Source organism: Flavobacterium sp. B114r, from assembly GCF_056824125.1.
In genome coordinates this window covers 5,089,653-5,104,953 of the sequence record NZ_CP124858.1, presented here as the reverse complement: position 1 = coordinate 5,104,953, position 15,301 = coordinate 5,089,653, and the positions used below count along the sequence as shown (strand labels likewise).

The following is a 15,301-nucleotide window of genomic DNA, read 5'->3' as shown; positions in this document are numbered from 1 at the left end:
GTCGTTGGTTTAAAATTTGCAGTCGTTTGTATAAATTATTTTTTTTAACAATCCCTTAAGAATAAATTTACACCATAACTAACAAAATAAATAAACATGAAAAAAATTTTCTTAATCTTTATGATTGTTTTTACGGCGCAAGTTTCGCTTGCACAAGTAAAAAATGTCAAAGGTGTGATTACAGATTCTGAGGGGATGCCATTGCCAGGGGCATCTGTTGCAGTACAAGGAGGTCAAAAAGGAGCTACTACCGATTTTGATGGTTTGTACACAATTGAAGCACAAAAAGGACAGACTTTAGTTTTTACTTATGTAGGTCTTGAAACACAAAGAGTTGTTGTAGGTGATGCTGCCACAATTAATGTTAAAATGATCACTGCAGCATCTAATGCATTAACAGAAGTTGTTGTAACTTCATTAGGTCTTAAGAAAACTAGAAAATCTTTGACTTATTCTGCTCAGGAACTTAAAGGAGAAGAACTAACTCGTGTAAAAGATGCCAACGTTATCAATACAATTGCTGGTAAAATTGCCGGTGTTGCTGTTACAAAAAGTTCAGGTGGTACTGGAGGATCTACTAAAGTAGTTATTCGTGGTAACTCTTCTATCATGAACAGTCAGCCTCTTTATGTTATTGATGGTATTCCTTTATATAATGGTTCTTCAAATCAGCCAAATGATTCTTTTGGTAGCACTGCCGGAGGTAACCGTGATGGTGGAGATACTGTTTCTTTGATTAATCCTGATGATTACGAAGGTATGACTGTACTTAAAGGTGCAGCAGCATCTGTGTTATACGGATCTCAGGGAGCAAATGGTGTTATCTTGCTTTCTTCTAAAAAGACTAAAGAAAATACTTCAAACTTAGCAGTTTCTTCTGTTACTACTTTTGAATCGGTACATTCTTTGCCAAAATTCCAAAATGATTACGGAACAGCAAATGCACAGAAATCTTGGGGAGGAAAAGTTCCTTCAAATGATTTTGTTGATGACTTTTTTAATACTGGAGTTACACAAATTACTTCTTTAGCATTTACAACTGGAACAGATATTTCTACTACAAGTTTATCTTATGCTAATACAGCTTCTTCAGGAATTATTGAAGGAAACGGATTAAAGAAAAACAACTTTGGAATTCGTCAGACAGCGAAATTTTTTGATAATAGATTAACAGTTTCAGCTGATGCAAAATATACAAGCCAAACAATTGACAACAGACCTGTAAACGGACTTTATTCAAATCCTTTAACAGGAGTTTATTTGTTTCAAAGAGCAAATGATTTTAATTATTACAAAGATAATTTTGAATCATTTATTCCTTCAAGAAATCTTTACGGTCAAAATTTCTATACACCATTAGATTCTGATATTTATGTTCAAAACCCTTATTGGTTAATTAATAGAAACAAATCTGTTGATAAAGACAATTTCTTTAACGGAAATATTGCTTTAGACTTTAAGGCTAATAAGTGGTTAAGTATTACAGCAAGATATAGCTACAATAGAATCGAAAATGATTTTGATAAAAGAATCTATGCTACAACAAACAATTCATTGTCTGGTATAAATGGTAGATATATTAATGTTGCTACATTAAGTACACAACGTTACGGAGATTTAATCGCTAAAATTAATACAAACTTCAATGAAGATTTTAGTTTTAATGCTATCGTAGGTACAAGTATCAATAATACATTAGCAAATCATGCTACTACTTTAGACTCAGGTATTACTCCGGGACTTATCAATGCTAACTTATTTACATTAGGAAATTTTGGAAGCAATAAAGGATTAGATAACTTAAATGTTCAGGCTACAGGTTCTTCACGAGAAGTTCAGTCAATCTTTGCTTCTGCAACTTTTGGTTATAAAAACATGTTATATTTAGATGTTACAGGACGTAATGACTGGTCTTCTACATTAGTAAATACAAATACTGGATCATATTTTTATCCATCTGTAGGAGCAACTGCTATTATTAGCGAAATGGCCACTATGCCAGATTGGATTAACTTTGGTAAAGTTAGAGCAACTTATGCACAAGTAGGTAATGACGTTTCGGCTTTCGTAACTTCTCCTAGATCAACTGTTCAGGGAGGTAATCTTATTCCTCCTACTGTGGGACCAAGACCAGGTGAAGGATTAAAACCAGAGCTGAAATCAGAATATGAATTTGGTACTGAGTGGAGAATGTTTAACAACAGATTTGGTTTTGAAATTTCATACTACAATTCAGAAACTAAAAATCAATACATTCAGGTTCCTGCGCCTGCAACAAATCCTTATGGTTATACTTTTTACGGAATTAACGCTGGTAGTATAGAAAATAAAGGTTTTGAAGTTGTTGTTACTGGAAAAATCATCACTGGAGATAAATTTTCATGGGATACTACAGTAAACTATTCTCAAAATAGAAATAAAGTAAAAGAGATTCCTGCAGAATTAGGAGGTTCAATTCCTTTAACTCCGGTAAATAATATTAATTACAGATATTCTTTGACTGAAGGAAGACCATTTGGTGTGATCGAAGGAAAGGGTATTGTTAAAAATGCTCAGGGAGAAATTGTTTTAGATGACAAAGGAAATTTAGCAGTTGAGTCTGATTTTCGTGAAGTTGGTAATGCAAACCCTGATTTTATGTTAGGTTGGTCAAACACATTTAAGTTTGGTGCTTTTACAGCGAATTTCTTGATCGACGGACGTTTTGGCGGAGATGTAATGAGTATTACAGAATCTATGAATGATTTTTACGGAGTATCACAAAGAAGTGGAGATGCTAGAAATGCTGGTGGTGTTGCAGTAAATGCAGTTATGCCAAATGGTACAAAAGTAACTTCAATGGATCCTCAAAAATACTACGAAACAGTCGGAGGACTTAATGGTGCTACTGCTGAGTATGTATACGATGCTACAAACGTAAGTTTAAGAGAGGTTTCACTTGGTTATACTTTCAATAAAAAAGTACTTCCATTTGTTAATACAGCTACTTTATCAGTAATCGCAAGAAACTTATTTTTCTTTTATAAAGATGCACCATTTGATCCAAACATTGCTTTAAGTACGGGACAAGGTTTGCAAGGAGTTGATATTTATGGTTTACCATCAACAAGAAGCATTGGACTTAATTTAAATGTAACTTTCTAATTTAAAATATCATGAAAAGAAATAATATAAAAAAATCATTAATCTGTTTCGGTCTTTTAACCTTAGTTGGTTGTACAGATAATTTCGATGAGATTAATAGTAATCCTGATGGTTTTACCTATGAGGAAACAACACAGGACTTTAACCATATTAATGGTCCTTTTAAAACCATGTTTGATAACGTAATGGTAAATACTCCGGGTTGGAAATACCAGGTAGCGAATGATTTATCTGCGAATAACTGGGGAGGATATACGGCTCCTCCTGGTTTCGATGGTTCTAATAATATTTCGTACGCAATATCTGATAACTGGAATATTTGGTGCTGGGAAGCTGCTTATGCACAAGTAATGTCAAATTTCTTAAAAGTTGAAAGAGAATCTAAAGATAAATATAATGAGTTTTATGCTCTTGCTTTGATTGTTAAAGTACAAACGTTGCATAAAATGGCAGATGCCTGGGGACCAATAGTGTACTCGAAATTTGGTACTACTGATGCAACAATTGCATATGATTCTCAAGAAGAAGCTTATGGATTTATGTTTAAAGACTTAGACTTTGCTGTAACCGAATTAACAAAAAGAATTGATGCTGGAGAGAAAAGTTCTTTTACAAATATTGATCGTTCGACATATGGTGGAGACTATACAAAATGGGTTATGTATGCTAACTCATTGCGTTTAAGATTAGCAATGCACGTTGTAAAAGTTAGTCCTGCATTAGCTAAGGCAGAAGCAGAAAAAGCGGTTAACCAAAAATTTGGAGTTATAAAAACTGCTGCTGATAGTTTTGTTTTAGTTAAAGATGTATCACAACACCCTCTTAGAGTTTCTTCTTATGAGTATAACGATAGTCGTATGTCTGCAGATATGGAGTCTATTATGGGCGGTTACAACGATCCTAGAATGAAAGTTTACTTTGCTACTTCTGAGCAAGTTCCTGGAGAATACAAAGGAGTTCGTACTGGAGGAGTTCAGGGAGACAAAACGTTGCACATGAAATTTTCAAACTTTGGTAAGATCATAAAAGATGATAAACAAGTAGTGTGGTTAAATGCTGCCGAAGTCTTTTTCTTAAGAGCTGAAGGAGCTTTAAGAGGTTGGAACATGGGTGGTGATCCGGAATCATTATACAAAGCTGGTATTACTGCATCTTTTGATCAGCTTGCTACCGGAGGTGCTTCTGATTATATAGCAGATAATGTAAAAATGGCTAAAGATTATGTAGACCCTATTGCGCCGTTCAACAGTGGTGTTGCTGTAAACAAAGTAACTGTTGCCTGGGATAATACAGCAAGTAATGAAGTAAAATTGCAAAAAATTATCACTCAAAAATGGATTGCTAATTTTCCTGATGGTTACGAAGCTTGGACAGATCACCGTAGAACAGGTTATCCTAAATTATTGCCAATTCTTAACAATCAAAGTGCTGGTTTAATTACTACTGAACTTGGTGTAAGAAGAATGCCTTTTGTTTCTACTGAAAAAGACGGAAACCCTGGTGGAGTTCAAACTGGACTTGCAAAACTAGGTGGTCCTGACAATGGCGGAACCAGAACTTGGTGGGATGTGAATGCTCCAAATTTCTAAAATAAAGTATCAAAGAACTATAAGAATTTAAGTTTGGTTAGTAAATGGTATAAGCAATGTGAGTTGCTTGTGCCATTTCAAAAACCAAAATTGTAAATACAAAAAAAAGAAAAAAGACATGAAAAGTGCTTTAGAAATAAAACCTGATATCAGCTATAAAAGCGCGGGAAAATTTGAAGAGACCAGATTTGAAAAAATCCACAATGAAATCTTCAGAAGTTCTACAGAAGCTTCTATAATTGTAGCGCAGGAAATCGCGCAATTAATTAGATCTAAACAAGAAAAAGGAAAATCTTGCGTATTAGGTTTAGCAACAGGTTCTTCTCCTATCAAAGTTTATGAAGAATTAGTGAGAATGCACAAAGAAGAAGGATTAAGTTTTAGCAATGTAATCACTTTTAATCTGGATGAATATTATCCAATGACTAAAGAGAACAATCAGAGTTATCATTATTTCATGCACCAGCATCTTTTTAACCATATTGATATCAAACAGGAGAACGTTAATATTCCTGATGGAACTGTAAATATTGAGGAATTAAATCAATATTGCATCGACTATGAAATGAATATTAAAAATGCCGGAGGACTTGATTTTCAATTATTAGGAATTGGCCGTACCGGTCACGTAGGTTTTAACGAACCGGGATCACACGTCAATTCAGGAACCAGGATTATTACACTGGATCATATTACAAGAGTAGACGCTTCATCAGATTTTAATGGTATCGACAACGTTCCTAAAAGAGCGATTACCATGGGAGTTTCAACCATCATGAGATCTAAAAGAATCGTATTAATGGCCTGGGGACAAAACAAAGCCGATATCATCAAGAGAACTATTCAGGGAGATATCAGTTCAGAAGTTCCTGCTACATTTTTACAAAACCATCCTAATGCAACATTTGTATTAGACCAGTCTGCAGCATCAGAATTAACGCGTTTCAAAACGCCATGGCTAGTGGGAGAATGCATCTGGAATCAGGAATTAAAAAGCAAAGCGATTGTTTGGTTGTGCCAAAAAACAAAACAATCAATATTAAAATTAACAGACAGAGATTACAACAATAACGGAATGTCTGATCTTTTGGCGCAGGAAGGTTCTGCTTATGATCTTAATATCAATATGTTCAACGTATTGCAGCATACCATCACAGGATGGCCGGGTGGAAAACCCAATACCGACGATTCGCATCGTCCGGAAAGAGCCAATCCAGCAAAAAAACGAGTGATACTTTTTAGTCCACATCCGGATGATGATGTGATTTCTATGGGAGGAACTTTTTCAAAATTGATAAAACAAGGTCACGATGTACATGTCGTATATCAAACCTCCGGAAATATAGCTGTTACAGACGATGAAGCATTAAAGTTTGCTGAGGTTGCCAAGGATTTTGTTGGCGAAGCCGGCAGCGGAATCAACTTCAAATCGGTAATTGAGTTTTTAAACAGTAAATCAGAAAACCAAATTGATTCTCTTGAAGTTCGCAAATTAAAAGGACTTATTCGTAGAAGAGAATCGTATGCAGCTACAAGATACATTGGATTAAAAGATGCCAATACACACTTTCTAGATCTTCCGTTTTACGAAACAGGACAGGTAAAGAAAAACCCGTTAGGAGTTGAAGATATAGCCATTGTAAAAGACATTATTGCAAAAATAAAACCACATCAGGTTTTTGCAGCAGGAGATCTTGCAGATCCGCACGGAACACATGAAGTTTGTCTGAACGCGATTTTTGCAGCAATGAAAGAATTGAAACCGGAGAAATACATGGACGATTGCTGGCTTTGGTTGTACAGAGGTGCGTGGCACGAATGGGACATTCACGAAATTGATATGGCCGTTCCGCTTTCTCCATCAGAAGTATTATTGAAGCGTCATGCCATTTTATACCATCAGTCTCAAAAAGACAGAGTAATGTTTCAAGGGAATGACTCCAGAGAATTCTGGGTGAGAGCCGAAGACCGCAACAAAAACACAGCAATTCTATACGATGACTTAGGATTGGCAGAATACGAAGCAATCGAAGCTTTTAAACGTTTTGATTACTAAAATTAAAATATAAGATTCGGGTGAGAGCGGATCACATTGCAAAATTCAGATTGATTTCGTTATGAGAGTGAGGATTCAATAGAAGTCATTCTGAATTTTGTTTCTTTTATCTATTTAATACTGTTATCTCAGGATAACATCTTTTCAAAAACAGTAAAAATGAAATATTTATTAGTCCTACTATTAGCAGGTGTAACATCTAGTGCTCAAATTAAAAAAGAGCAGTTAAATCTTATGCCCTGGCCTCAGAGCGTTGCTGTAAACGACGGAAATTTTGCTTTAAATAAAACTTTTAAAGTAAACATTACCGGAAATCCAAATCCTCGAATTTTTGATGGAGTAACTCGTTTTTTACGTCGCTTAGATGGTAGAACCGGTATGTTTTTCGAGCAGGGTTTTATTACAAAACTAAATGAAGTTCCTAATGCGACACTTCAGATCAACTGTACTAAAGCCGGAAAAATTGGTTTATATGAAGATGAAAGTTATCATCTAGATATCAAAGAAAACCAGATTACAATAAATGCAACCAGCGATTTAGGAGCACTTCACGGGCTTGAAACGTTATTGCAAATGTTACAAAACACAAATAACTCATTTTATTTTCCAAACTCAAAAGTTTCAGATTTTCCAAGATTTACCTGGAGAGGTTTGATGATTGATGTTTCAAGGCATTTTCAACCAATCGACGTAATCAAAAGAAATATTGATGCATTGGCGGCAGTGAAAATGAATGTTTTTCACTGGCATTTAGTAGATGATCAGGGGTGGAGAATCGAAATGAAAAAACATCGAAAACTAATTGATGTAGCTTCAGATGGAATGTATTACACACAAGAGGAGATTAAAAATATCGTAAAATATGCTGATGAGCGCGGTATTTTAGTAGTTCCTGAAATAGATGTTCCGGGTCACGGATCTGCGATACTTACGGCTTATCCTGAAATAGGAAGTAAAGTAACGAAATTGACAGGTGGAACTTCTGAAAAAAATATTGAAGGTACAGCAATTGCTACCTATGGAATTGAAAGAAATGCTGGTATTTTTTCGCCAACATTAGATCCTTCAAATCCTAAAACATATCAATTATTAAGTGAAATTTTTGATGAGGTTTGTCCATTATTCCCAGGCGCTTATTTTCATATCGGGGGAGATGAAAACGAAGGTAAAGACTGGGATTCAAACCCAAAAATTCAGGAATTCATGAAGAAGAATAAGTTAGCAACTAATCATGAATTGCAAACTTATTTTACAATGCAATTAGTACCAATGCTTAAAAAACATGGTAAACAATTGATGGGATGGGAAGAGATTTTGACAAAAAACATGTCTAAAGATGCTATCATTCATTCCTGGAGAGGTCCAAATGAAGGAGTTGTTGCAGGACAATCGTTAGTAGATGCGGTAAAAAAAGGATATAAAACAGTTTTGTCAAACGGATATTATATCGATTTAATGTATCCGGTTGCAAGTCATTATTTGAATGATCCTATGCCAAAAGGAGCAAACCTGACAACTGAAGAAAAAGCAAGAATATTAGGTGGAGAAGCTACTATGTGGACAGAACTTGTAACGCCTTTGACGATAGATTCAAGACTTTGGCCAAGAACAGCTGCAATTGCTGAAAGACTTTGGTCTGCTGAAGATATTACAGATGTAGCCAATATGCGTAAACGTCTTGATGCTGTTTCGTTTAGATTAGAAGAACTTGGTATTACACATATTCGTAATAAAGCAGTTATTTTAAGAAATATTTCAAACAATCAAAAAATCGATTTATTAGAAGAATTTTCAAATGTATGTGAGCCATTAAAAGGGTATACACGTAATAAAGGCGGAACAGAATATCAAATGTATTCTCCATTTACACTTTTTGCAGATGCTTGTACACCAGATGCTAAAGATGCTTTAGCTTTTGATGATGCTGTAACACAATACTTAGCCAATAAATCTCCGGAAAATAAAGCAAAAGTCGCAGCGTTTTTCAACAAGTGGATTGCTGTAAATAAAGGATTAACAGCGTTAAGTGTCAATGCACCTTTAGTACAGCCGCTTTTACCATTGTCTAAAAAATTAAATGATGCATCACAGGAATTGTTGCTTGTCTTAGAAAATAAATCAACATTAAATACAGATGCTCTAAAGTATTTAATCGAGCAATGTAATACAAAGGATCATGCAGATGTTGAATTATCAGTTTATGCAAGTCTTAAAAAATTAATTTAATGAATTTGGTCTGAGTTAGTATTTAGTAAGTTTTTGTTACCCTGATTAGTAATTTATTTATCTCTGCCAAATTTTTTTTGGTAGAGGTAAATATGGTAATGTAAATTGTATAAAATGCATTAAATCAAAAAGATAAAATATATAGCCAAAAAGAACTATTAACAATTAAAACCAAATAATACAGAATAAAAATAAACATGACAAACAAGTAAAGTATTAAAATTGATGAATCCCAAATTTATCTATTCTTAACCTAATTTTTTGAAAAATTAAATAAATATCAATCAGTGCTATTCACTAGTGATTATGGAAGATCAGTAATAGTAATATTTATTTTTAGAAGTAATATGAATTAATTTCCAATGAGTTGTGATTTGTTTGCAATTTATCGAAAGCCAGTTATTGTATTTACATGCTTTTTTAGTACGTAAGGTATCGTGATTGGAATATTTATTTTCTATTAACCAATATTAATTTAATTATGAAACATTATTACAGATTGCTTTTTTTGTTATTGTTTTCCTTATTTGCGTTCGTACAGCCGGTTCATGGCAAAAACACAGTAGGGGATGACGCGCAATGGTCTATTAATACCCGGTATTTTAATATTCCCAGGGTAGATGAAAGTAAGTTGACGCATTTGAATTATTCTTTTTATGAGACAGTTTCTGATCGTGCTTTGGCTAACAAAACATTGGATTTGATGCAAAATTTGCCTGTTGCAAACCTAATTAGCGGAACTGTAAAAAGCGGTTCAACACGGGTTACGGGAGCGAAAGTAGAATTGATCGTGCCCTGGACAGATAATGCCCACGGATGGAAAAGTGTTATAGCGACAACAGATGCTCAGGGAAATTTTAGTTTTGATAATTCAGTATTGGCGGGTTATACTACTATTTCAAGCCTGAAATTGAACGGCTGGCAGAATAATGATATTATTTATTCTCCAACGAATCTGGCCAATTTTGCAGTGCCAACAACACCGCAGGTTTACAATTTCAATTCAAATTCAGTTGCGCCACAAGTAACAATTACAAGCCCGTCTCTGGCAACTGTAGCCATTGCACCGGGAACTGCTATTCAGCTTAAAGCAAATGCAAGTTTGACTTTTGCAGATCCTACCGTAACTATTTCTTCGGTTGTATTTAACATCAACGGACAAAATATTACAGCAACATTTACAGGAACTGAATATGTAGCAAGTTGGACACCAGCTGCAGCAGATTTTAATAAAAATTACACCTTAAAAGCAACTGCAACAGCTTCAAATAGTCTAACTGCCGAAAACACAAAAGCATTCTATTTGCAATGTTCAGGAACTTCCTGCCCAAATATAGTACCTGAAATTGCATGGATAACACCAGCAGCAACATCAATTAATCAGGCTTCAGGATTTCAGCCCGTTCCAGTTAGCGTAAATGTTACAGATGCAGACGGTACGATTGCAAGTGTTTCAATTAGTATCGACGGAATTTCTTTTCCTATGACAAAAGGAACCGGAAATGCTTACAACTATACTTTTACACCAAATGGCTATAAAAATTATGCAATTATAGTAAAAGCAACAGATAATCTTGGCGGAATAAAAACATTCAATCAGACTATTAGTATTATTAGTTCCGCTTTTAATCCATTGCCTGCAAAAGTAATTGTGGGTTACGCACATGGATGGGATAATGCCAGTGCACCATTTTTGTATTTCAATCAAATGGGAGATAAGAAATTCAATGTTGTTGTTTACTCTTTTATCGAAACGCTTAACAGAGATGGTTATACGCCAATTTTGGTAGTAAACGAACCAAGGTATATGACAAATGGAGTTTTTAATCCTCAGTTATTAAAGAACGATATCAAATTTCTGAGAGACAAAGGGATTCCGGTTATTGTTTCTATCGGAGGACAAAATGGTCACGTAGAATTGCAAACCGTTGCTCAGAAAAATACTTTCGTAAACGGTTTAAAAGCTATTGTAGACCAATACAGTTTTGATGGAGTAGATATTGATTTCGAAGGTGGATCAATGAATTTTGGAGCAGGAGCACTTAAGGATTTTTCTTATTCAGCAATTTCAGCTTATCCAAAGTTAAAGAATATTGTAGATGCTTTCAAAGAACTAAAAGCAAGTTACGGAAGCGGATTTATCTTAACATCTGCACCGGAAACATTTTATGTACAAGTAGGATATTCTGTTTATTCAGATGGAGCAGGTTCATTCTTGCCCGTAATCCACAACTTACGTAACGAATTAGACCTTCTAATGGTGCAATTGTACAACACAGGATCTATAAGTGCTTTAGATAATGTAGCATATTCACAAGCGACGCCGGACTTTTTAGTCTCTATGTCAGATATGTTGATGAAAGGATTCAACGTAGCTTCAACAGGATTTTATTTTCCTCCATTGCCTCCTTCTAAAATCGTAATCGCGATTCCGGCTTGTGCAGGAGCAGCTCCGGCAGGAGGATATTTAACACCTGAGAAAGGAATTCAGGCATTCAATTATTTAAGATACGGAACCACTTTCGCAGGAAGAGCATACACATTAAAAGGTGGCCCATATCCTGATATGCGCGGAGTTATGACCTGGTCAATCAATTGGGATGCAGCTTGCGGTACAGGGTATCAGTTCTCGAATGCTTATGCGGCATATTTTAATTCGCAATCAGCAGCAAAAAAACTGCCATTAGACAATATAGAAGTGAATAGCGGAACTGTAGCTTATTTTAAGAATGACGCATTATCAGTTACAAATGAAACTCAGGACATTACTCAGGTAGAGGTATTCAACACGATAGGGCAACCATTAGTAAGTCATAAAAATATTCAGAATAATAAAGAAGTAGTGATTCACAATCAAAGTTTTTCGACGAAACAAATATTTATAGTGATAGTAACAGACAAAGCAGGAAATAAAAAGTCATTGAAAGTAATGAACTTTTTAAACTAAGTTACAAGATGAAAAATTTAGAAATAGAAAAATTGGAACGGTTAAAATTGAGTTTGGTTATTTATTTTTTAATCTAATTTTTATTTCGATTAAATGCTTTGAATTTGGGTGATTTGTTATTTGGTTTTCACCCGGAGGAGAACATTATGAACCTGGCAACTGTATTGCCAGGTTTTTTTTATGGTTTGAATTAGAGTAAAAATAGGAATGATTTTTTTTAGGAGCTATTTCATGCTATTCGTTTCAATCTTTTATGCCGAACCCCGGCACAAAAGGATTTCCACTTCTATCAGGGCTAGGGCATTCGTTTTCAAAAGAGATTTTTTTCTACTTTAAAATAAAAAAAACTAAAGTTACCCTAAAGCAACCAGAAAGTATGTCATTTCGAGGAACGAGAAATCTCTGCAAGTAACTCCGCAATGAAAGTCTAATCTTTGTCCAAGTTTTCACGTAGATTTCTCGTTCCTCGATATGACAAAAAAGGATTGTAAAAAAAATCCGCATAAATCTGCGTTTTCGCATAGCGAATCCTTTTTATCCGCATGCCATTTGATTCAGTCAGTAAGATTACTTCCTTGCTCGCAAAGGAAAAAATCAAATCGATTATCTTCAAAATCCGTTTGCTATTAAAGTAAAGTATTAGCCAAATAAAAAACAGAAACTTTCGTATAATTTTAAACACGTAAAAAACGTATAAAAGGACGTGCATTATTTATTTTTAAAGTATTTTGCACCCAATTTATAAACAACAAAACATGAAAATTATTAAATACGTTTTTTCGATAATTGGTTTGGCTTTAATATTTGGAGCCTTTTATCTTTATCAAAATAAGCAAGCTTTTTTAAAGAAAGCAGAAGTTGCCCAAGGAACAGTTATCGAATTACAGAGCTCAAGATCAGATAATTCAACAACGTATCGTCCAGTTGTTGAATTTACGACAAAAACAGGTAAAAAGGTAGAATTTACCTCGTCTGTTAGTAGTAATCCTCCCAGTTATAATCAAGGAGAAACGGTTGAGGTTCTATACGATCCTGTTAATCCATACAAAGCAGATATTAACGGCTTTACTTCATTGTATTTGGCACCATTAATTTTGGGGATTTTGGGAATAATTTTCTTTTTAATTGGTTTCTTCATTATTCTGTTTAGTTATCGAAAGCAAAAAACCACAAAATATCTATTGGAGAATGGCAAACGTATTTCAACAAAATTTGAGAACGTACAACTCAATTCAAGTTTTGCAGTAAATGGCAGAAACCCTTTTCAAATTTACAGTCAATGGCTGGATACAAATACAAATGAATTATATATTTTCAAGAGCGATAATATATGGTTTGATCCTACAGACTTTATCAAAACAGAAGAAATAAAAGTTATGATTGATCCTAATAATCCAAAGGAATATTTAATGGACATTTCCTTTTTACCCAAGGTGAATAATTAGAAAAAATAACCGTTGAAAACTCGAGGGCACTGAAAAACATCCCTTATTTTGATCAGGTTTATTTTTTAGACAATAAAAAAACGCTTATAACAGGATTTAAAAATATCCGTTGTAAGCGTTTTTCGTTTTATAACTGTTTTTTATTTGAGGTTATATGTGTCGATTTTTTATTTGTAGAGGGGCATTTTCTATAATCATACTTATTTTATAATTTCTTACATCAATTTCAGTATTCTTTTTAAGTTGACTGTGAAAATAGCCATTGCTCCTTGCATTTGCATATTGGTGATACCATACGATAGTGCTCTATCGTATCCATGCACATTTTTTAATTCACTGTTTTTAGCTTCTATTTTGTATCGGTGTTTGGCCTTTTCTTTATAGTAGTCGGTTTCTTGGAAAGCAATTTGTTCTTGGTGTAATTCTGATTTTATTGATACCGAATATGTTTTTGTCTTTGATCCTTCTTTGTAGCATCCTTCTTTTAAAGGACAAGACTTGCATTTTTCAACATCAAAATAGTATGTATCTACTTGATTTTTTCCAACATTCTTTTTGCCCTGATGAGCTTTTCTTATAGCCATGTGGCCTGCAGGACAAACAAATCTGTCGGCATCTTTATTGTAATCAAATTTATCTTCTTCTTTTCTAATACCTTGTGTTATTGTAGTATTTAGTTTTGCTACTATTTTAATGTTTTGCTCATTTGTGAGCTTTAGATTTTCTTTTCCTGCATAAGCTGCATCACCAATGATAGTATCTACATCAATTCCGTTTTCTTGACTAATCTCTAAGAGTTTTGGCAACTCTGGACCGTCTCCTTTTTCTCCTGAGGTTACTACAGCTGCTGTGATAATACGTTCCTCAGTCATCGCCAAATGAGTCTTATATCCAAAGAAAGAGCTGTCAGCGGATTTATGCCCCGTCTTAGCATCTGTATCTTTTGATAAGATGAAATTTTCTTGAGTATCCTCTACTGTTTCTTTTAGTAAGTTTAGTTTTTCTTTCACAGCCGGTATAGAGCTCAAAGATGGTTCTTTTTCTATACGGCTCTCCAGATCTTTACAATAGGCCAATTCTTTTTCTAGTTCATTGGTATCATTCTTCTGGGGCATATGTTCTTTGAATTGGTCATCAAATAGATATACCGTCTTTCGAAGTAGTTTAGAACGCTCCCTTAATACTTCAATTGCTGAAAATGGATTGGATCTGGATAAAGTATGTGTAGCATCCACTATAATAGACCTGGATTTAATGATTCCCTTTTCAACAGCTATAGTCACTGTTCTACCAATGAGTAGATTTAATAAGTCTGTATCTTTAAGACGAAGTTTACGAAATTTCGTCAATGAACTTGGATTAATAACGCTCTCTTCTGGCGTCATTTCTAAGAAATACTTAAAAGACATATCAAAACGTGAACGTTCTACTACATCAACATCCGAGACATCATAAATTGTTTTTAGAAGCAAATACTTAAACATACGCACAGGGCTTTCTGCGGTGCGACCATTATTTGTACAATATTTATTTAGCAACTCATCGTAGATGAATGAAAAGTCTATGAGTTCGTTGATTTTTCTAAGGAGATTATCCTGAGGAACAATTAAATCATATAATGAAGAGTAGGGACTAAACTGAATTTGTTGCTGTTGAATTAACATCTAAAAAGCCTTATGATTACACGGAAAAGATACAAAAAAAGGAGCAGAAAACTTTTAGCTTCTACTCCTTTTAATTAACAATTTATTTGTGAAAAGACTTTTTCAGTGCCCTCGAAAACTCAACGGTTATTTTTTTGTAATTTTAAGCAAAGACAAAAAGTAAAAGCCGTGTTTGCGATAGTGAATCTGTATAATCTGTGCTATTTCTTTGCAACTCTAGTAAAAATCCC

The 15,301-nt window shown here is 34.3% G+C and carries 7 protein-coding genes; 6 read left to right on the top strand and 1 reads right to left on the bottom strand.

Translation table 11 applies throughout. The annotated features are described in order from the left end of the window. Positions 1-96: 96 nt before the first annotated feature. The 6 genes from QLQ94_RS21270 (at position 97) to QLQ94_RS21245 (ending at position 13,407) form a co-directional block, all read left to right on the top strand. Positions 97-3,144 (top strand): SusC/RagA family TonB-linked outer membrane protein, encoded by a 3,048-nt coding sequence (locus QLQ94_RS21270; RefSeq protein ID WP_482498466.1) that lies wholly within the window; start codon positions 97-99, stop codon positions 3,142-3,144. Between the two features lie 11 nt (positions 3,145-3,155). Continuing rightward, the gene (locus tag QLQ94_RS21265) at positions 3,156-4,733 is read left to right on the top strand and encodes a RagB/SusD family nutrient uptake outer membrane protein (RefSeq protein WP_482498464.1); all 1,578 of its coding nucleotides are present in this window, start codon (positions 3,156-3,158) and stop codon (positions 4,731-4,733) included. A 118-nt stretch (positions 4,734-4,851) separates the two neighbouring features. Next, positions 4,852-6,789, top strand: a complete 1,938-nt coding sequence (gene nagB, locus QLQ94_RS21260; protein ID WP_482498462.1) for a glucosamine-6-phosphate deaminase — start codon at positions 4,852-4,854, stop codon at positions 6,787-6,789. A 159-nt stretch (positions 6,790-6,948) separates the two neighbouring features. Then, positions 6,949-9,015, top strand: coding sequence for a beta-N-acetylhexosaminidase (locus QLQ94_RS21255; RefSeq protein ID WP_482498460.1), 2,067 nt, complete (start codon positions 6,949-6,951; stop codon positions 9,013-9,015). A 481-nt stretch (positions 9,016-9,496) separates the two neighbouring features. Beyond that, positions 9,497-11,962, top strand: a complete 2,466-nt coding sequence (locus QLQ94_RS21250; protein ID WP_482498458.1) for a glycosyl hydrolase family 18 protein — start codon at positions 9,497-9,499, stop codon at positions 11,960-11,962. A gap of 755 nt (positions 11,963-12,717) precedes the next feature. Further along, a complete protein-coding gene (locus tag QLQ94_RS21245; protein WP_482498456.1) occupies positions 12,718-13,407 on the top strand; it encodes a DUF3592 domain-containing protein in 690 nt (229 codons plus the stop codon). A 215-nt stretch (positions 13,408-13,622) separates the two neighbouring features. On the opposite strand, the gene QLQ94_RS21240 is transcribed toward QLQ94_RS21245, so the two are convergent. Beyond that, a complete protein-coding gene (locus QLQ94_RS21240; protein WP_482498454.1) occupies positions 13,623-15,071 on the bottom strand; it encodes an IS1182 family transposase in 1,449 nt (482 codons plus the stop codon). Between the last annotated feature and the right edge of the window lie 230 nt (positions 15,072-15,301).

Coding starts and splice junctions, on each gene's coding strand:
- QLQ94_RS21270 (WP_482498466.1), top strand. CDS start 97: ATGAAAAAAATTTTCTTAATCTTTATGATTGTTTTTACGGCGCAAGTT.
- QLQ94_RS21265 (WP_482498464.1), top strand. CDS start 3,156: ATGAAAAGAAATAATATAAAAAAATCATTAATCTGTTTCGGTCTTTTA.
- nagB (WP_482498462.1), top strand. CDS start 4,852: ATGAAAAGTGCTTTAGAAATAAAACCTGATATCAGCTATAAAAGCGCG.
- QLQ94_RS21255 (WP_482498460.1), top strand. CDS start 6,949: ATGAAATATTTATTAGTCCTACTATTAGCAGGTGTAACATCTAGTGCT.
- QLQ94_RS21250 (WP_482498458.1), top strand. CDS start 9,497: ATGAAACATTATTACAGATTGCTTTTTTTGTTATTGTTTTCCTTATTT.
- QLQ94_RS21245 (WP_482498456.1), top strand. CDS start 12,718: ATGAAAATTATTAAATACGTTTTTTCGATAATTGGTTTGGCTTTAATA.
- QLQ94_RS21240 (WP_482498454.1), bottom strand. CDS start 15,071: ATGTTAATTCAACAGCAACAAATTCAGTTTAGTCCCTACTCTTCATTA.